The sequence below is a fragment of the Gordonia sp. CPCC 205515 genome, from assembly GCF_048537925.1.
Lineage (GTDB): Bacteria > Actinomycetota > Actinomycetes > Mycobacteriales > Mycobacteriaceae > Gordonia.
Genome location: NZ_JBCLVJ010000015.1, coordinates 105,881 through 125,071, shown reverse-complemented (window position 1 = coordinate 125,071; position 19,191 = coordinate 105,881). Strand labels below are relative to the sequence as shown.

The 19,191-nt window shown below is 67.6% G+C and carries 12 protein-coding genes; 3 read left to right on the top strand and 9 right to left on the bottom strand.

What is annotated here, in order from left to right:
* Positions 1-201: 201 nt before the first annotated feature.
* The gene (locus tag AAFP30_RS22165; RefSeq protein ID WP_419232174.1) at positions 202-1,794 is read left to right on the top strand and encodes a hypothetical protein; all 1,593 of its coding nucleotides are present in this window, start codon (positions 202-204) and stop codon (positions 1,792-1,794) included.
* 54 nt (positions 1,795-1,848) lie between these two features.
* Here the strand turns inward: AAFP30_RS22165 and AAFP30_RS22160 are convergent, their stop codons facing one another.
* From AAFP30_RS22160 to AAFP30_RS22150, 3 genes are all read right to left on the bottom strand, one after another.
* The gene (locus AAFP30_RS22160; RefSeq protein WP_419232173.1) at positions 1,849-3,390 is read right to left on the bottom strand and encodes an APC family permease; all 1,542 of its coding nucleotides are present in this window, start codon (positions 3,388-3,390) and stop codon (positions 1,849-1,851) included.
* Positions 3,391-3,438: 48 nt separating this feature from the next.
* Positions 3,439-4,314 (bottom strand): universal stress protein, encoded by an 876-nt coding sequence (locus tag AAFP30_RS22155; protein WP_419232185.1) that lies wholly within the window; start codon positions 4,312-4,314, stop codon positions 3,439-3,441.
* Positions 4,315-4,420: 106 nt separating this feature from the next.
* Entirely contained in the window at positions 4,421-6,262 is a 1,842-nt protein-coding gene (locus tag AAFP30_RS22150; RefSeq protein WP_419232172.1) for an NAD(P)-binding domain-containing protein, read from the bottom strand.
* A gap of 170 nt (positions 6,263-6,432) precedes the next feature.
* On the opposite strand from AAFP30_RS22150, the gene AAFP30_RS22145 reads away from it, so the two are divergent.
* Entirely contained in the window at positions 6,433-7,656 is a 1,224-nt protein-coding gene (locus AAFP30_RS22145; protein WP_419232171.1) for a GAF domain-containing protein, read from the top strand.
* Between the two features lie 74 nt (positions 7,657-7,730).
* On the opposite strand, the gene AAFP30_RS22140 is transcribed toward AAFP30_RS22145, so the two are convergent.
* The 5 genes from AAFP30_RS22140 to AAFP30_RS22120 form a co-directional block, all read right to left on the bottom strand.
* A complete protein-coding gene (locus tag AAFP30_RS22140) occupies positions 7,731-9,113 on the bottom strand; it encodes a flavin monoamine oxidase family protein (protein WP_419232170.1) in 1,383 nt (460 codons plus the stop codon).
* 9 nt (positions 9,114-9,122) lie between these two features.
* Positions 9,123-10,685 carry an APC family permease gene (locus tag AAFP30_RS22135; protein WP_419232169.1) on the bottom strand — a complete coding sequence of 521 codons (1,563 nt, stop codon included), beginning with the start codon at positions 10,683-10,685 and terminating at the stop codon, positions 9,123-9,125.
* Between the two features lie 8 nt (positions 10,686-10,693).
* Positions 10,694-12,148, bottom strand: coding sequence for an NAD-dependent succinate-semialdehyde dehydrogenase (locus AAFP30_RS22130; RefSeq protein ID WP_419232168.1), 1,455 nt, complete (start codon positions 12,146-12,148; stop codon positions 10,694-10,696).
* 34 nt (positions 12,149-12,182) lie between these two features.
* Positions 12,183-13,529: a 4-aminobutyrate--2-oxoglutarate transaminase gene (gabT, locus tag AAFP30_RS22125; protein WP_419232167.1), complete on the bottom strand. Its 1,347-nt coding sequence runs from the start codon at positions 13,527-13,529 to the stop codon at positions 12,183-12,185.
* A gap of 136 nt (positions 13,530-13,665) precedes the next feature.
* Positions 13,666-14,316 (bottom strand): universal stress protein, encoded by a 651-nt coding sequence (locus tag AAFP30_RS22120; RefSeq protein ID WP_419232166.1) that lies wholly within the window; start codon positions 14,314-14,316, stop codon positions 13,666-13,668.
* Positions 14,317-14,454: 138 nt separating this feature from the next.
* On the opposite strand from AAFP30_RS22120, the gene AAFP30_RS22115 reads away from it, so the two are divergent.
* Entirely contained in the window at positions 14,455-15,969 is a 1,515-nt protein-coding gene (locus tag AAFP30_RS22115; RefSeq protein ID WP_419232165.1) for a PucR family transcriptional regulator, read from the top strand.
* Here the strand turns inward: AAFP30_RS22115 and AAFP30_RS22110 are convergent.
* Positions 15,953-19,084, bottom strand: a complete 3,132-nt coding sequence (locus tag AAFP30_RS22110) for an NAD-glutamate dehydrogenase domain-containing protein (protein ID WP_419232164.1) — start codon at positions 19,082-19,084, stop codon at positions 15,953-15,955. The two genes, AAFP30_RS22115 and AAFP30_RS22110, sit on opposite strands and share 17 nt — an antisense overlap.
* Positions 19,085-19,191 lie beyond the last annotated feature (107 nt).

Here is a 19,191-nt window from a genome sequence, read left to right as displayed (position 1 = left end):
GCCCGGCTCCATTCCGAACCCGGAAGCTAAGCCCTCCAGCGCCGATGGTACTGCACCCTAACCAGTGTGGGAGAGTAGGACACCGCCGAACTAAACATCCCAGAATGCCCCGCCACCTTTGGTTGCGGGGCATTCTGCTATATCCGCCTCCCTTATCGATGGGGTTATTTCAGCGCGACTCAGTGAGGTTAGACTCACCTAATGCGCGGGGATTTCATTCGCATCTATTGGCCTGTTCTTGTTGCGTTACCGCTGTACGGATTGATGGTGTTATTCACCTTCGGGCACACCCCCGATGACGGTCTGATCACGCTTCGATACGCCGAGAACCTTCTCGCATCAGGCCAGCCCGATTTCACCGTGGGACAGCCGGTCGAGGGCTTCAGTAGTCCGCTTCATCTGCTTGTTGCCACCGCGTCGGCTCTGGCCCCCGATTCCTACACCGTTCTGGTTCTCAAGCTGTTCGGGGTGCTCTTCGGTGCCGCGGCCCTGTGGACGACGGCCGTCCTCGCGCGCACCGTGGGGTTGTCCACCAAAGGCCAGGCGGCCTGCACCGTGCTCGTCGCTCTGTCCTGGAACTTCGCCGCCAGCGCCGCCAACGGTCTGGAGACCTCGCTGTACGCGGTGCTGTTCACCGGGCTGCTCGCCGCCCTGATCCGATCCGATGCGCCGCGCTGGCAGGCACCGGTCTGGGCGGCGTTGTTCGTCCTCGCCCGGCCGGAGAGCCTCGCCGTCGTCGCCGTGCTTGCTGCCGGGTGCGCGGTACTGCGCACGCAGGAGCCGCTCGGCAGACGCGTGCAGTGGGTACTCGCACCGATTGTCACGTATCTGGTTCTGGCGATCGCTCGGTACAGCTATTTTGGTGAGCTGCTACCGAATACCTACTACGCCAAGAATGTTCCGTTCGGGATTGCCGCACCGCTGGGCTCGGACTATCTGGTTCAAGCGCAAGCGTGGTGGGGATTCGTCCCTGCCTTGTCCTCGGTCGCGCTGTTGATCGAGCTGATTCTGACGATCGTTGCGATTGCACCGTGGTGGCGTACCCACCGCAGCGCGCTCCTGCTACAGCTGGCGATTCTCATCCAGGCCGCGATGATCATCATGGCCGGCGGCGACTGGATGTACGGTGGCCGGCACCTGGCGCCGATCATTCCACTGTTGACGGTGGCATCGGTCGCCGGAGCTGCTCACCTGGTGGGCCTCATCACCACCGATCGCCGCACGACCACTGCCTCAGCGTCCTCGCGTCGGGGTGTCGTCATCGCCGCAACGAGCGTTGCTGCCGTGGCCCTCGCAGTCGCCTTTGTGGGTCCGACGCAGAACACCTACCACCCCGTGTGGAACATTGCGGGTGCTGACAACACCGGTCTCATCAAGAGCGGTGGTTACGACATGTACAGCGTCCATTGGATCGAAGGAGTGCGCCAAACCCGATGCCTGCCACCGGGAACGGTTGTCGCGTTCTCGGAGATGGGACTGTTCGGACTGAGCAACACGCACTTGGACATCGTGGATACCCGCGGGCTCGTCAGCGGTGAGATCGCGCACGCGGCCGGCTCGGACATCAAGATGCGCACCGGCGTCGAGGACCCTCGGTGGGCCGAACCCGATTCGGTCGTCGGCAGTGCTCTGCTCGAGCGGAATCCGGCGCTGATTCTCGTCGCCGCGCCCACCTCGCCGGCGCCGACTGTTCTGGGTGGCCGCTACACGCTGATCAACCAGTACGCGACGCCGGGCGATCCGGTCGTGCTGGCGACATACACCCGCACCGATCAGCCCACCGAGATCTGCTGATCACCGGCACCGACTCGATTCCGCACTATTCTTCCTGGCGCCGTTGATGATGATTCACGGCTCGATGAGCGACGATTCGTCGACCAGGGCCGGCGTGTCCCGGCGAAGGGTGCGGCCGGCAAAGAAGTCCGGTGAATAGGCGCGCATCACCAACATCAGCACCGCACCGAGGGCAAGCAGACCGAATCCCGTATAGAACACCAATCCGATACCGAAGATCGATGCGCCGCTGCCATTGTCGGGATTCATGCTTTCGCGTACGGAAATCACGAAGACGAACGTGAGCATGATGCCGCCCAACAAGGGGAAGAGGAATTTGAAGATCGCGTTGCGGACATCGCTGAAGAGTTCCTTGCGGAAGAACCAGACGCACGCGAATGCGGTGATCCCGTAATACCAACAGATCATGATGCCGAGCGCGGCAATGGTGTCGAGCAGGACATGCTCGGACAGCAGGCTGACGATCGTATAGAAGGCTGCGGTCACGATACCTGCGACGACGGTGCTGAACGTCGGCACGAGATAGCGCGGATGCACCGCGGCGAACTTGCGGGGAAAGGCGCCGTAGGCGCCCATCGCGAGCATCGTCCGTGCGGCCGGCAGGAAGGTGGTCTGCAGACTCGCGGCGGCCGACGCCAGGATCGCGAGGAACAACAGCGGTTCACCCCAACCACCGAGCACCGGCAACGCGAGCGCGCCGAACACATTCTCTGCGTTGTCCTCGTTGCCCAGGCCCAACCCGGTGTCGCCGACGCCGGCGAACATCATCACCGCGACCGCGACCAACAAGTACGTCAGCAGGATCGAGACCACACAGAGCAGTCCGGCGCGACCGGGTACCTTCGTCGGATCCTTGGATTCCTCACCCAACGTCAGGCAGGTGTCCCAGCCCCAGAACGCGAAGATCGAACCCGTCACGCCGATCACGAACGCGCCCAAGGCAAGACCGGTGAACGGGTTGAACCACTCCAGGCTGAACTCGAGGCCGGCTGGGGCGTTGCCGTTGACCGACTTGACGATGGCCACCACCGCGAAGGCGAGAAGCACGATCATCTGGAAACCCACCAGGATGTACTGCACGTACTCGCTGGTGGTGATCCCGCGTCCCGATATATAGGTCGCGATCGCGATGAACACCAGCGTCGTGACGATGTTGATCGCCTTGTTGTCTCCGAGCTCGGCGATGCCATCACTGTGGAACAGCCTGCCGATGAACAGATAGAAGAATTCGACGGCGATGGCGGCCAGGTTCGACAGCACGATGATCGTCGCGAGCACCATGCCCCACCCGCACATCCAGCCGACGTACGGCCCGAATGCCTTGGTGGACCAGGTGAACGAGGCGCCACAATCCGGCGCACGGGAGTTGAGTTCGCGATAGGCGTAGGCCGTCAGGAACATCGGGATGAAACCGGCGATGAAGATGGCGGGCATCTTCAGCCCCACCGCCGCGACGATCAGCCCGATGCTGGCGGTGAGGGTGTAGCCAGGGGCGACACACGAAATACCCAGGACCGCACCGGCAAAGGTGCCGATCTTGCCGGTGGCGAGTCCTTTGTCGACGAGGTCGGATGAACCGGTCGTTGAGTCGCTCATCGCTCTGCTCCCTGTTGTTTAGTTGTGGTGATACGTCGGCGCGAGCCGTCAGGCGTTTTCGTGCCGGGGCACGACGATCATCGGTACCGCGAGAACCCGCAGCATCTTGGCCGCGGTCGACCCCAGGAACAAGCGTTTCGGCGCGGCCAACCGGCTCGACCCGACCATGATCAGGTCGCCCGCGTGCCACTCGACCGTGCCGACCGCATCCTCGATACTGCGGCCATGGGCGACAACGGAGGAGATGTGGGTCTTCTCCGGTAGCCGCGCGTGCGCTGTCTGCAGCGCCTTCTGCGCGAGGTCGGTGGCGAAGGCCTGCGCCTCCTCTTCGTCGTCGTCGGTGCGTCGTGGGGGCATGTCGTCGCGGGAGACGAGCGCCAGGAACCGCAGCGGCACCCCGCCGGCGGCGCTCAACGACGACGCTGTGTCGATGAGCGTCTCGGCGCCGGGCCGTCGACCGATCGCCGCGGTGATCTCCCGCACCGTCTCGGCTCCGGTATAGCGAAAGCCGCTCGGTGCCAACGCCACCGGAACCGGCGACGAGTGCAGGAGATCGTTGACCACCGACCCCAGCGAATGCCGGCCGACGAGCATGCCGCCGCCGGAGCCGCCGACGACCAGGAGAGTGGAATGCAGCCGCTCCACTTCCTTGATCAGTCCGTCGGCCGCGTTCTCCTCGAGGCAGATGTGGGTCTGCATGGAGATGTCGTCGGGCACCATGGCCGAGGCCTCGGAGAGCCACTCGTGCGCCCGCTCATCGAGGATCTCGGCGAAGTTGCCCGCCTTCCGGTAACCCTGCGAGGTGTCCGGCGGTATCACCAGAGTGATATCCAGGGGGGCTTTCAAGGTGCGGGCCAGACAGACCCCGAGCGCGACGGCGTCCGCGCCACCCGAGGTGGCGATGTAGGCGACGAGCAGCTTCAACGTGTACTCCGATCGTGCGGTCGAGATCGAGTCGTGAGTTCTCCTGCGTCTCATCTCAGCACGGTCGGGCCGCTTCGGGGTGGACTTCGTCGCCGCCGCACCGCAATCAGCTCAGATGATGGACTTCCTGCAGGCCGTACACCGGGGTGTCGATGCCCTCAAACCGTGCCTTGAGCTGCAATGCGAGATACAGCGAATAGTGGCGCGACTGGTGCAGGTTGCCGCCGTGGAACCACAGGCCGGGTTGCTGGGTGGGCTTCCACATGTTGCGTTGCTCGCCCTCCCACGGACCCGGATCCTTGGTGGTCTCCGACCCCAGACCCCAGACCTTGCCGACGCGGTCGGCGACGTCCTGGCCCATGAGGTCGGCGGCCCAGCCGTTCATCGAGCCGTACCCGGTCGCGTAGACGACGACGTCGGCGGGCAGCTCGGTACCGTCGGCGAGCACCACACTGTTCTCACTGAGGTGATCGACCTCGCCGTGGGCGAGCTTGATGGTGCCGTCGGCGACGAGGTCGCAGGCGCCGACGTCGATGTAGTAGCCGGAACCGCGGCGCAGGTACTTCATGAACAGGCCCGACTCATCGTCGCCGAAGTCGAGGTCGAATCCGGCGTCTTCGAGCCGCTGGTAGAACTCCTTGTCACGTTCGCGGATCTCGTCGTAGATCGGGATCTGGAACTCGTGCATGATCCGGTAGGGCAGCGACGCGAAGGTGAGATCGGCCTTCTTGGTGGTCATCCCGGATTCCACGGCCTGCTCGCTGTAGAGCGCGCCGAGACCGACTTCCATCAGCGAGTCCGAGCGCACGATGTGCGTCGACGACCGCTGCACCATCGTCGTGTCGATGCCGTTCTCCACCAATGCTTTACAGATGTCGTGCGCGGAGTTGTTGGCGCCGATGACGACGACCTTTTTGCCGGCGTAGCCGTCGGGGCCGGGATGCTGACTCGAGTGGTGCTGCTCGCCGGCGAAGACGTCCTGGCCGGGGATGGTCGGCACGTTGGCCTTGCCCGACATGCCGGTGGCCAGGACCAGTTGCGTCGGATGCAGGGTGAGGCGTTCGCCGTCGCGGTCGAGTTCGACGGTCCACTGTTGGGCCTTCTCGTCGTAGGAGGCCGACAGGCACGTCGTCTTGCTCCAGTAGGGCACCTCCATGACCTTGGTGTAGAACTCGAGCCAGTCGCCGATCTTGTCCTTGGGCGCGAACACCGGCCAGTTCGCCGGGAACGGCAGGTAGGGGAGATGGTCGTACCAGACGGGGTCGTGCAGGCACAGGCTCTTGTACCGCTTGCGCCATTGGTCGCCGGGTCGGTCGTGACGGTCGACGACGATCGATGGGACCCCGAGTTGCCGTAGCCGGGCGCCGAGCGCGATACCGCCCTGACCGCCGCCGATGACCAGGACGTATGGCTCGACGGTGCGACCCAGCGCGGCCTCTTCGTCTTCTTTCTTCTGTGCCCAGGACCGGCGATCCGGGTCGGCGCCGTGTACTGCGCCCAGGACTCGGCTGTGCCCGCTGGGCTCCTCGTGTCCCTTGAGTTCCTGCAGCGTGGTGAGCAGGGTCCAGGCGCGATCGGTGCCGTCGTCGTCGCGACGTAGCCGCAGGAGGCCGCCGCCGCGGCCGGTCGCGGTCTCGAACTCGATGAACGCCGAGAGCACCCCGCCGTCGTCGGCCGGAGTCTCGCTGGTGTGGAAGGCGCTCGGATCGGTGTCGGCCAGACGCTCACCGAGCATGTCGGCGATCGCAGTGCGGCCCTCGACGGTCTTGAGGTTCCAGGTGAACGACACCAGGTCACGCCAGAAGCTGTCGGTGGCGAACATGCCGGTCACCTGCTCGATGTCGCGGGCGGCCAGGGCCGCTTCGAAGTCGGCGAGCCAGGCGTCGACGCGGTGCTGCGGGTCGTCGGACCGCTCCTGCGTGGCGGTGGGTTCCAGGGTCTGGGTCATGAGTGTCCTCCTCGGATACGTCCTCGATGTCTGTGATCCACAGCACACCTTGGGGAGGTGATCGTCAACAAGGGTTGCATCGGGTTGCGTCGGTCCCGCGGGTGTTGCAACGGGCTGCAACCCCGCTTGGGGCTTTGCGGGGGCAGTGTGATGGGGAGCACAATCGGGGTGTGTCGGTCTCTGATGCCTCATTGGGTCCCGAACCCGCGGTGTCCGCGGGCGAGGATCCGCGCCAGTACGCCCAGGTCCTGTCCGCGGTCTACGACGCGGCGATGTCCGGGGAGAAGATGCCCGCCCGGCCGCGCTCGCTGATCATGCAGTCGTGGGACCGCGTGCTGGAAGCCGGTGTCAATCCCGAACGTGGGTCGATGGACGAGGCGCTCGACGTCGCCGAGGTCGAGGCGCGTCGTGGGGAGTCGGCGTTGTCCCTGGTGCTCGAGGATCTGACGAGGGGACTCGATTCGGTGATCGCCGACGGCGACAACATTCTGGTCGTCGCCGATGCGCAGGGATCGGTGCTGTGGCGTAGCGGTTCGGCGCGGGTGCTGCAGCGCGCTGATCGACTCGGCTTCGTCGAGGGCGCCGACTGGGGGGAGAACTCCGTCGGTACCAACGCGATCGGCACCGCGCTGATGTCCGGCCGTGCGGTGCAGGTGTTCTCCGCGGAGCACTTTGTGCGCAGCCATCATTCGTGGACGTGCGCCGGCGCACCGATCCGTGACCCGCGGACCGGGTCGGTGCTCGGGGTCGTCGACGTCAGTGGACCGGCGGCCACCATTCATCCGACCACCGTCGCGCTGGTGGATGTGGTGGCGAAGCTGGCCGAGTCGCAACTGCGCGATCATCACCGCCGCACACTGGATCAACTGCGGTCGGTGGCCGCGCCGATGTTGGCCCGGTTGGGCGGACCGGCGCTCGCGGTGGACGCCGACGGATGGGTGGCGGCGCTGGACGCCGTCGCGCCACGCACCCGGCTGACCCTGCCCAAGCAGACGGCGCCCGGCCGCATGTGGTTGCACACGTTGGGGGAATGCGACCTCGAACCGCTGCCCGGCGGGTGGTTGGTGCGGGTGGCCGAGGGTGGGGCGGGGTCGTCGGAGACGGTGCTCGAACTCGACCTGGCCGATCCGCGGTCACCGTCGGTCGCGGTGTCGAGTGGTACCGGGCGGTGGACGATGCAGCCCTCGCCCCGGCACGCCGAGATCCTCGGGATCCTCGCCCGAAACCCACAGGGCTGCAGCGCGGCGGAGATGTCGCGGGTGCTGTTCGGGGTCGACGACCGCACCATCACCGTGCGCGCCGAGGTGTCGCGGCTACGCAAACACCTCGGCGGGCTGCTGGCCGCCAATCCGTACCGGTTCGCCGACGGGGTGACGGTGCGGGTGGTGGGGTGACTGACGTTTCGGTGGGGGCCTCGTTTCGACACGCTCCTCGTTCCTCGTCGCTGCTCAACGAGCGGAGGAAGGGTTCAACGAGCAGGCGAGTTGAGCGCCAGATCCTCATGGATGGCCGCGGCGGTGCGCTTGCCCATGCGGACGGCGCCGTCGACGTGCTGGTAGCCCTCGCCTGCGATGTCGGAGCAGGAGAAGTGAATGGGTCCGACGGGTCGGCGCTGATCCATGCCGTAGCGGTGCAGACCACCGAGATCGAAGCTGGCGGCATAAGCGCCGCGCGTCCATTCCTCGGAACCCCAATCGGATTCGTAGTACACGACCGGCTCGAGGGCCTGCGGACCGAGGTAGCCGGCGATCGAGTCGAGGATGGTCTTGCGGCGCTCGTCGGCGGGTAGCTCGAACATCGCGTCGGCCTTGTGGTCGGACACGAAGCCGACAAGAGTGCCGCGGGGATCCTCGTGGTTGGTGTTGTCGTAGATCTCCTGCACCAGCTGCGTGCCGCTGAAACCGGTGCCGGACAAGCCTTCTGCCCGCCAGAACGGGGTTTCGTAGACGGCGTGGACCTTGATGACCAGCCCCAGCGACTGATGCTGATGCATCTGGTGCTGACGCCGGGGCAGCGGCGGATCGAACGAGACCCGACTGTACAGGTTCGGCGGCACGGCCAGGATCACGCGCTGTGCACGGCATTCGAGTCCACCGTCGGCGATCACGGTCACGCCGTCGTCCTCGCCCCAGCGCACGGTGCGGACCGGGGCGTTGAGGAAGACGTTGTCGCCCAGGCGTTCCGCGAGTCGCTGCGAGACCTGCTGCATACCCCCGATGACCCGCTTGTCGAGGATGAAGTCCTCGTCGATCAGGTTGCTGAACGATCCGGCCGAGGCCGCCATCAGCACGGCCTGCAGCGCGGAGAACGCGTGCGCGGGCTTGGTGAGCATGCCGCCGGCAATGAACAGGGCGATGTTGTCGATGGCCTCGGTGTCGTCGGTGAGGTCCTCCAACCAGCGCCGGAAGGAGACGGTGTCGAGTTCGGCAGCCCGCGGGTGGGCCCACGGCTCTTCGGCACCGATCTGGGCGGCGAGGTCGTCGATGGTCGCGATGAGGCGATTCATCTCGGCGACGGTGCGCTCGGCGACGGGGAAGTCGTCGCCGTCGTAGACGATGCGTTCGCCGGCCGGGGTGACATAGACCGAGCTGCCCTCGCGGTAGCGGTCGAAGGTCTGCAGCCCGAGTTCGTCGAGCATCTCGTAGAGCGCGGTCTGATCCGGTGACACCCACTGCCCGCCGATCTCGAGCATCGCGCCGTCGATGGTGTCGGTCCAGGTGCGTCCGCCGACGCGGTCGCGGGCCTCGAACACCGCGACGGTGCGGCCCGCCTTGGTGAGCTCGTGGGCGGCGGTCAGACCGGACGGGCCGGCGCCGATGACGACGACGTCACGCTCGATGATGGTGGACACGGTTGACTCCTAAAGGGGTTGGTGTGCGGGGGTGCGCCCGGTGTCGGGCGTGGAGCGGGGAAGGGTGTCGCCGCGGAAGAAGGCGGGTGCGATGGCCCGGAGGACGAGCATGACGACGACGCCGAAGAGCAGCAGTCCGAAACCGATGTAGAAGACCAGGCCGATGCCGAAGATCGAGGCGCCGCTGCCGTTCTCCGGGTTCATGCTCTCGCCGACCGAGACCACGAACACTGCGATCAGCGCGATGCCGCCGAGCAGCGGGCAGATGAGCCGGTAGACGACGTTGTGCACGCTCGAGAACAGGGTGTGGCGGAAGTACCAGACGCACGCGAACGCGGTGATGCTGTAATACCAGCAGATCATGATGCCCAGTGCGGCAATGGTATCCATCAGTGTGTGTGCCGATGCGATGGTCACGATGGTGTAGAACACGGCGGTCACCACGCCGGCGACGAGCGCGGCGAACGACGGGGCGAGGAACCTCGGATGGATCTCGGCGACCTTGCGCGGGAACGCGCCGTAGGTGCCCATCGCCAGCATGGTGCGGGCGACCGGCAGGAAGGTGGTCTGCAGGCTCGCGATCGACGACACGAGGATCGCGAGAAACAGCAGCAGACCGCCCCACCGGCCGAGGATCGGTTCGGCCAGGGCGCCGAACACGTTCTCCGAGTTCTCCGGGTTGCCCAGGCCCACACCCTCGTCGCCGACGCCGGCGTACATCATGGTCGCCAGCGCCACCAGGAGATAGGTGGCCAGGATGGATATGACGCACAGCAGGCCGGCGCGACCGGGCGTGCGTTTGGGGTCCTTGCATTCCTCGCCGAGGGTCAGGCAGGTGTCCCAGCCCCAGAAGGCGAAGATCGAGCCGGTCAGGCCGACCGCGAACGAGGCGATGGTCAGGCCGGTGAACGGGTTGAACCAGTCGATGTCGAAGGACAGGTGGGCGGGTGCCTGACCGTCGGCGACCTTGACGAAGGCGATCACCGCGAACGCGATCAGCACGATCATCTGGAACGCGACCAGCACGTACTGGAGGCGTTCACTGGTGGTGATGCCGCGCATGGACACCCAGGTGGCCGCGGCCAGCAGGATCAGCGTCGTCACGATGTTGACGGTCTTGTCGTCGCCGAGCCCGCCCAGCCACGTCGAGTCGAAGATCTGGCCGAGGATGAGGTAGAAGAACTCCACCCCGACCGCGGCCAGATTCGACAGGACGATGATCGTCGCGATGACCATGCCCCAGCCGCACATCCAGCCGACGTAGGGCCCGAAGGCCTTGGTGGACCAGGTGAACGACGCACCGCAATCGGGGTTGTCGGAGTTGAGCTCCCGATACCCGTAGGCGGTCAAGAACATCGGGATGAAGCCGGCGATCAGGATGGCCGGCATCTTGAGTCCGACGGCCGCGACGATCAGTCCGATCGACGCGGTGAGGGTGTATCCCGGTGCGACGGTGGAGATGCCGAGGATCGCTCCGGACAACACACCGAGTTTCCCTGCGGCCAGCCCTTTTCCGGACAGATCATCGATCGACGGTGATGGATCCGCGCGGGCGGACAGGTCGGCGGTCATGGTGATCCCTATCCGGTGGTGAGCGCGATGTACTTGGTGTTGAGGTATTCCTCGATACCCTCGCTGCCGCCCTCGCTGCCGAGCCCGGACTGCTTGACCCCGCCGAACGGGGCAGCGGGATCGGAGATGACGCCGCGGTTGACGCCGACCATCCCCGACTCCAGGGCAGCCGACACCCGCAGCGCGCGATCCAGATCGCGCGTGTAGAAGTAGGCTGCCAGGCCGTAGTCGGTGGCGTTGGCCGCGGCGACGGCCTCGGCCTCGGTGTCGAAGCCGGTGATCGCGGCGACCGGACCGAAGATCTCGTCGGCGCGGATCGCGGCGTCGGCGGGTAGGTCGTCGAGCACGGTCGGGGCGTAGAACCAGCCGTCGCCCTCGATCACCTTGCCGCCGGTGCGCACGGTCGCGCCCTTGGTGACCGCGTCGTCGACGAGCGCGGCGATGCGGTCCCGCTGACGTTCGTTGATGATCGGGCCGACGTCGACGCCGTCTGACCAGCCGGGGCCGACACGCAGTGTGCCGATGCGTTCGGCCAGTGCCGCGGTGAACCGTTCGCGGACCGAGTTGTGCACCAGGAAGCGGTTCGCCGAGGTGCAGGCCTCGCCACCGTTGCGCATCTTGGCGGCCATCGCGCCGTCGAGGGCGGCGTCGAGGTCGGCGTCGTCGAAGACGATGAACGGGGCGTTGCCGCCGAGTTCCATCGACGTCCGGAGCACCTGATCGGCGGCCTGGGCCAACAACTTTCGGCCGACCTGGGTGGAGCCGGTGAAGGAGATCTTGCGCAGGCGCGGGTCGTCGGTGAGGGCGGCGACCACGCCGATGGCGTCGCGGGTGGGCAGCACCGACAGCACGCCGGCGGGCAGTCCGGCCTCGGCGAAGAGCTGCGCGAGCAGCAGCATCGTCAGCGGGGTGTCCTCGGCGGGCTTGACGATCACGGTGCAGCCGGCGGCGAGCGCCGGGCCGATCTTGCGGGTGCCCATGGCCAGCGGGAAGTTCCACGGGGTGACCGCGAGCACCGGCCCGACCGGCTCCTTGGTGACCAGGATGCGGCCGTTGCCCGACGGTGCGGGGGCGGTGCGACCGCCGATGCGGACGGCCTCCTCGGCGAACCAGCGCAGGAACTCCGCGCCGTAGGCGACTTCACCGCGAGCCTCGGCCAGCGGCTTACCCATCTCCAGGGTCATCACCAGGGCCAGATCCTCGGTGTGCTCGAGGACGAGTTCCCACGCGCGGTACAGGATCTCCGAGCGCGTGCGGGCCGGGGTGGCGGCCCACGAGGCCTGGGTGGCGACCGCGGTGTCGAGCGCGGCGCGTGCGTCGTCAACGCCTGCGTCGGCCACGGTGGCCAGCAGTTCACCGGTCGCCGGGGCGAACACCTCGAACTCGGTGCCGTTGCTCGCGGGAACCGATTGTCCGCCCAGCCAGAGGCCGGTGGGGAGGGACGGGAGTGCGGGGGTGGTCATCGGGGGTGGGCTCCTGACGGTGGGGTTGGCGGCCTCAGGCCTGCGCGGCGGAACGGATGGCGGCGGCGAGCACGTCGAGGCCGTCGGTGAGCAGGTCGTCGTCGATGACCAGCGGGGGGAGCAGACGGATGACGTTGCCGTAGGTGCCGCAGGTCAGGATGATGACCCCCTCGGCGAGGCACTGTGCCGCAACCTTTTTGGTGAGTTCCGGGTCGGGCTCGGTGGTGCCGGGGCGGACCAGTTCGATGGCCAGCATGCCACCGCGGCCGCGGATGTCGCCGATCACGTCGACCTCGTCGGCCAGGGTCTGCAGGGCCGTGGTGGCGAGGTCTCCGATGTGACGGGCGCGGGCCGGCATATCGTGGGCGCGCATCTCCTCGAGGGTGGCGACCGCGGCGGCGCAGGCGACCGGGTTGCCGCCGTAGGTGCCGCCGAGTCCGCCGGCGTGCACCTTGTCGAGCAGGTCGGCGCGACCGGTGATGGCGGCCAGCGGCATGCCACCGGCGATGCCCTTGGCCATGGTGATGATGTCCGGGACGATGTCCTCGTCGTTGCAGGCGAACCAGTCACCGGTGCGGGCGAAGCCGGTCTGCACCTCGTCGGCGATGAAGACCACGCCGTTCTCGTTGGCCCAGGCCTGCAATGTCGGCAGGAAGCCGCGGGCCGGGACGATGAAGCCGCCCTCGCCCTGGATCGGTTCGATGATGATCGCGGCCACCGCGTCGCCGCCGATCTGCTTCTCGATCTGCGAGATCGTCCGCTGTGCGGCCTGCTCGCCGGTCAGACCGTCGGCGTCGCGGAACGGATAGCTCATCGGCATCCGGTAGATCTCCGGGGCGAACGGGCCGAAGTTGTGCTTGTAGGGCATGTTCTTGGCGGTCAGCGCCATCGTCAGGTTGGTGCGTCCGTGGTAGGCGTGATCGAACGCGACGACGGCGTTGCGTCCGGTCGCCAGGCGCGCGACCTTGACGGCGTTCTCCACGGCCTCGGCGCCCGAGTTGAACAGCACGGTGCGCTTCTCGTGGTCGCCGGGGGTGAGTGCGGCGAGTTCCTCGGCGACGCGGACGTAGCCCTCGTACGGGGTCACCATGAAGCAGGTGTGCGTGAAATGCCCGACCTGCTCGCGGACCGCTTCGGCGACAGCGGAGTTGGAGGCACCGACACTGGTGACGGCGATGCCGGAACCGAGGTCGATGAGGGAGTTGCCGTCGACGTCGACGATCACGCCACCGTCGGCGTCGGCGGTGTAGACGGGGACCGAGGAGCCGACCCCGGCCGCCACCGTCGCCCGGCGGCGCGTGGTGAGCTCCTGCGAGCGCGGGCCGGGGAGCGGCGTGACGAGGTGGCGCTTCTGGGGCAGGCGGTAGGTGAGGTCGGTCATGTCTGGCTCCTGAGGTTCTGCGTGCATCTCTTGCACTGAGTGTTTCGGTTGACGGGGGATCCGCGATATATCCATTTCGGTGCGTGCTGCGGCACTGCGCGCACCAGATTGTCGTATTGACGACGGGTTCAGGTGATCACGCGGCGTCGACGGGCGGGATGACCAGCATCGGCACGTCGAGCGTGCGAAGCTTCTTGGCGGCCGTCGATCCGAGGGTCAATCGGCGTGGCTGCACCGGTCGGCTCGAGCCGGCCGTGATCAGCTGGTCGGCGTGCCACTCGAGGGTGGCGATCGCGGTCTCGACCGATATCGCCTCGGCGAGCCTGGCAGTTCCGTGGACCGATCCGTCACTGTTGCGCAGTGAGGTGCGAATCCCGCGGGGCGACAACAGGATCGGTACCGGGGATGAGTGCAGGAGTTCGTTGACGACGGAGCCCAGGGTGTGACCGCCGATCAGCCCGCCGCCGGCCCCGCCCACGACCAGCGCGGCCGCGTCGAGGCGCTGGGCCTCGGCGATGAGTCCGCCGGCCACCGAATCATGCAGGACCACATGCGTACTCACCGGGACGTCGGCGGGCACGAACTCGGCGGCCTCGGCGAGCCACTGCTCGGTCTGCTCGACGAGGACATCGTCGAAACTCGTCGACGGCAGCAGGTGAGCGGCGCGATCCTGCGGCACGACCATGGCGATGTCGAGGTCGGCGTGCAGTGTCCGGGCCAGCCGTACCCCGACGGCGACGGCGTCGGCACCGCCGGATGTCGCGAGGTAGGCAACGAGCACGCGCATGTCGATCCTCCGGTTCGGCTGGGATGTGGTGACTGCCGGGGCTTGCCCGGCAGCTACAACTGTGCTCTGCTGCAGGGTGCAACGCACGTGCCAGATCGGCGCTGGATTTCGATGTCGAGACGACAGATTGGAGTGGTTGTGGGTGTGCCGGTGCGGTGGCTGCTCGGTCGTCGTGAACTGGGGCTGCGTCGGGTCTCGAGCAGCGGCGACGACGCCGAGATCAGCTTTGTGGTGACCTCCGAACTCGAGCATCCCGGCGAGTGGCTGTCGGGCGGGGAGGCCGTGCTGACCACCGGAATAGGCCTGCCTCGCACCGCCGACGGCCTCCGCCGCTATGTGGCCGAACTCGTCGAGAGCGGTGCCGCCGCACTGGGCGTGGGTATCGGACTCAGCCACGACGAGGTGCCGGGGGATCTGATCGGGGCCGCCGACGAGCACGGATTGATGCTGTTCACCGTGCCGCTGCCGACGCCGTTTGTCGCGGTGACCAAGACGGTTGCCGATCGTCTCGCCGAGCTGCAGTACGAGGCGGTGCTGTCGGCGTCGCGCACCCAACCGCGGATGACCAGAGCCGCGGTCAGCGGGGGTCCGACGGCGATGATCAAGGAGCTGTCGGTGGCCTGCGCGGCGGCGGTGGTGCTGCTCGACGCGGCCGAACGGGTGATCGACACGTATCCGGCGGATCTGTCGACCGACGTGGTCGGCGCGGTGGCCGAGCTGATCGGTCGGGACAGCGGCGGTGTGGCCAGCGGGGTGTCGGCGACCGACGTCGGCATCGTGGTCACCCAATCGATTCGGGTCGACAAGCGAGTACACGGACATCTCGGCGTGGTGTTCGGCGCCGATCCGCGCCCGACCGACCAGATCCTCATCGGACACGCGAACTCGCTGCTCGCCCTCGACTTCGAGAAGCCCCGTCGTCTGCACCTGCAGCAGACTCGGATCAATGCCGCTGCGCTGCGTATCCTGTTGTCCGGCAAGGCCGATGTGAGCACCGCTCGCGATGTCGTGATGGCGGCCGGTGACGCGCGCGACGAGGTGCGGGTCCTGACCGTGCTGGATCTGCCGCAACGCAGCGCGGTGGTCGTGTCCGCGGTCGACGACGCGCTCGCGGCGGCGGCCCGACCGGTGTTCCTGATGGAGGATGCCGATGCGCTGGTGGTGCTGTTGCGCGGCACCGACACCCTCGAGTTCGCCGGTCGGCTCTTCGAGGGGTTGACGCCGGCGCAGCGCCGGGGATTGCGGATCGGCGTCAGCTCCCCGCATCGCCTCGACGACCTCGACACCGCCGTCGAGCAGTCGCGGATGGCCGCCGCCTCGGCCGAACGGCGCGGAGTTCCGGAGGAATCCACGTCGCTCGCCGGGCGGGCCCTGCTCTCGTTCCCGGAGTCGCGCCGGGTGCTCGACGGACTGGCCGACATCCTGGTGGCGCCGCTGGTCGACTACGACGCCACCCACAACACGGAGCTGCTCGCGTCGCTGCGCGCCTACCTGGAGGCCAACGGCCAGTGGGAGGCCGCGGCCGCGGTGCTCGGCGTGCACCGCCACACCCTGCGGGGGCGCATCGCTCGCGCCGAGGAGGTGCTGGGCTGCGATCTCTCGGTGGCCCGGGTGCGGGCCGAACTGCTGCTCGCCATCATCGCGCGGGCGTGAGCTCCGGCCGGCTTCGGTCGGCAAGCAGGCGGACCTCGGCGGCGGCCACACGGGCCTGCGCACCGGTCAGCGCCTCGGGAACCAGACGACGGAGCACATCGTCGAGGCGTGCGACCGCGATGTCGTGGCGCCCCGTCCAGTCCTCGAGTGCGACGGCAGGTGTCGCATCGGCCGCCGTGTCGGTGAGGATCAGCCGAACGAGGTCGTGGTGGGCCTCACCGATCTCCTCGGCCACGATGGCTGCCGACATCGCCTCCCAGTAGTCGCCGGTCGCGGTGTCGCGCGCGGCCACCCGCAACCGGTCGAGTCCGAACCGCTCGGCGACCAACCGATGGACCTGTGCCACCCGCTCGACCGGCAGGTCGAGGACGCCTGCGTCGTCGGCGATCGGCAGGGCCGTCGCCAACCCGGCCGGCACCGTTGCGTCGTTGTCGTCGCCGGTGGACGGTGCCGTGCCGAGTTGGGCGATCATCGGCGCGTAGGCGCGGATGCGGGCCGCCCAGCCCGCGGGATCGGCGCGCAGGACCCGGCGCTGCCGCAGCACCCATCCGGTGGCCTCCTCGATCACCGTCTGCAACTCGGTGAGCAGGGCCAACCGGGATTCGTGGTCGAGGTCGGTCCGCTCGAGCACCGCGTCCCATCGGTCGCCGACACCCAGCGTCGCCGACACCAGGGCGTAGGCGGAGACGATCTCCGGCGTGGACGTGCCGAAGCGTTCCTCCGCCCGATAGACGAAGCCGGGTCCGACGTGATCGATGATGTCGTTGGCCAGCCGCACCGCCACGATCTCCCGTGCGACCCGATGCCCGGAGAGGTTGTCGCCGAGCAGGTCTCGGATCTGGGAGGGGAAGTACTCGGTCAGGATGTGCGCGAAACCCGGATCGTCGGGCACCGTCGATGCGAGCAGTTCGGCACGCACCACATTCTTCGACATCGCCAGCAACACCGCGATTTCCGGGCGCACCAGGCCACTGCCGTCCCGCATCCGGACCGCGAGTTGACCGCTGGTGGGCAACACCTCCGCGGAGCGGTCCATCCCGGTGGTCGCCTCGAGATTCTCGATGAGCCGGGCGTGCCGGCCCAGCAGGAACGACGAATTCGATTCCGCCAGTGACAGAGCCAGTGTCTGCCGGTCGCAGTCGGCGAGTACCGCGGCGGCCACGTCGTCGGTGAGCGTGGCGAGCAGGTCGTCGCGGTCGGGTCCGGCGAGCGCGCCGGACCGCACGGCGTCGTCGAGGGCGATCTTGAGGTTGACCTCCCGATCCGAGGTCGCAACCCCGGCAGCGTTGTCGATGAAGTCGCCGTTGATCCGGCCGCCGGCGAGTGCGTACTCGACCCGTGCCCGCTGGGTCAGGCCGAGGTTGCCGCCCTCACCGATCACGGTGGCCCGCACCGTGTCCGCGTCCACCCGCAGCATGTCGTTGGCGGGATCACCTGCGGCCGAGGCAGATTCGGTTGACGCTTTCACATAGGTGCCGACGCCGCCGTTGAACAGCAGGTCGACCGGGGCCCGCAGGATGGCCGAAATGAGCTCGTGCGGCGGCAGCTCGGTGGCCTCGACATCGAGTGCGCGGCGAGCCGCGGGGGACAGTGCAATGGATTTCGCGGTCCGCGGCCACACACCGCCGCCGGCGGAGATGAGGGAGCGGTCGTAGTCGTCCCAACTGCTCGACGGCAGGTGGAGCAGTCGTTGCCGCTCGAAGAAGGACGTGCGGGCATCCGGGGTCGGGTCGAGAAAGATGTGGCGGTGATCGAAGGCTGCGACCAGGCGGATCGTCGGGGTGGACAGCATGCCGTTGCCGAAGACGTCACCGGACATGTCGCCGATCCCGGCCACGGTGAATTCGGTTGTGTCGAACTCGATTCCGGTCTCAGACAGGTGGCGGCGCACGCCCAGCCAGGCGCCACGGGCGGTGATTCCCATGGCCTTGTGGTCGTAGCCGGTGCTCCCGCCGGACGCGAACGCGTCCCCGAGCCAGAATCCGCGGCGCACGGCGATCGCGTTGGCGGTGTCGGAGAATCGTGCGGTGCCCTTGTCGGCGGCGACGACGAGATACGGGTCGGGACCGTCGGTCACCACCGTGTCGGCGGGATGGATGATCTCCTCGCCGCTGCGGTTGTCGGTGACGTCGAGCATGGCTTCGATGAACTCGGTGTAGGCCGCCCGCACCCGTGTCGGGGTCAGGTCGCCGCCGCGCACGACGAAGGCACCCTTCGCGCCGACCGGCACGATCAGCGAGTTCTTCACGACCTGGGTGCGCATCAACCCGAGGACCTCGGTGCGGAAGTCGCTCGGACGTTCCGAATGCCGCAGCCCACCGCGGGCGATGGGGCCGCCCCGCACATGGCTGCCCTCGACGGTGGCCGAGTGTACGAACAGTTCGCGGTACGGAGTGACCGCGGCCGGGAGTTCCACCAGCGACGGGTCGAGCTTGAGGACCATCGCCCGCGTCAGTGGCACACCGTGCTGAAACCAGTTGGTGCGCAGGGTGGCCCGCACCGCCGAGCGCAGCGCGCGGAACAACCGGTCGGCGTCGAGGGTGGTCGCGGTCGCGATGGCCGTGTCGAGTCGCTGCTCGGCGTCCTCGATCGCCGGACCCCGGTCGGACACGGCCGGATCCAGGCGCGCGGTGAACAGGTCGAGCAATCCGCGGACCACGTCGGGATGGGTGGACAGCAGCGAGACCACGGTTTCGGATGCGATGGACAGCCCGCACTGCGCGACGTATCGGCACAATGCCCGGATCAGCACGACCTCGTCGGTGCGCAGCAACGCTGTCGCGGTCAGCCGCAGGAAGCCATCGACCTCGAACCGGTCATGTCGCAGCAACCCGAAGGCGGCCGAGATACGCTCGGCGGCAGCCGGATTCCACGACGCCATCTCCGGTGTCCGGAGCGTGAGCCGACCGGTGGCGGTGCCGGTGTCGTCGACAGTGCCCGCATGGCTGATCACCTCGAGGCCGAAGTGACCGAAGGTCGCGACCAGGCCGGTCATCGTCGGCGCGTCCTGCGGCCAGTGCAGATCGGCATGCAGCCGCGCGGCATTCGGCGCGCTCGCGTCGAAGCTCAGGCGGGGCGTGTTGATCGGATGGGACATGGTGGTGGCATCGGTCACCGGAGGACTCCTTTGTCGTCGGTGTGACTGTCGGGTTCCACCGTGCCGTTGTCGCGAGTCGACCACCACCGACACAGTGGTGTGCCGGATCGGTTCACTCACACCAC

Bases quoted from the DNA above. Each gene is read 5' to 3' on its own strand.
- AAFP30_RS22135 (WP_419232169.1), bottom strand. From the start codon at position 10,685: ATGACCGCCGACCTGTCCGCCCGCGCGGATCCATCACCGTCGATCGAT.
- AAFP30_RS22130 (WP_419232168.1), bottom strand. From the start codon at position 12,148: ATGACCACCCCCGCACTCCCGTCCCTCCCCACCGGCCTCTGGCTGGGC.
- AAFP30_RS22150 (WP_419232172.1), bottom strand. From the start codon at position 6,262: ATGACCCAGACCCTGGAACCCACCGCCACGCAGGAGCGGTCCGACGAC.
- AAFP30_RS22120 (WP_419232166.1), bottom strand. From the start codon at position 14,316: ATGCGCGTGCTCGTTGCCTACCTCGCGACATCCGGCGGTGCCGACGCC.
- gabT (WP_419232167.1), bottom strand. From the start codon at position 13,529: ATGACCGACCTCACCTACCGCCTGCCCCAGAAGCGCCACCTCGTCACG.
- AAFP30_RS22160 (WP_419232173.1), bottom strand. From the start codon at position 3,390: ATGAGCGACTCAACGACCGGTTCATCCGACCTCGTCGACAAAGGACTC.
- AAFP30_RS22165 (WP_419232174.1), top strand. From the start codon at position 202: ATGCGCGGGGATTTCATTCGCATCTATTGGCCTGTTCTTGTTGCGTTA.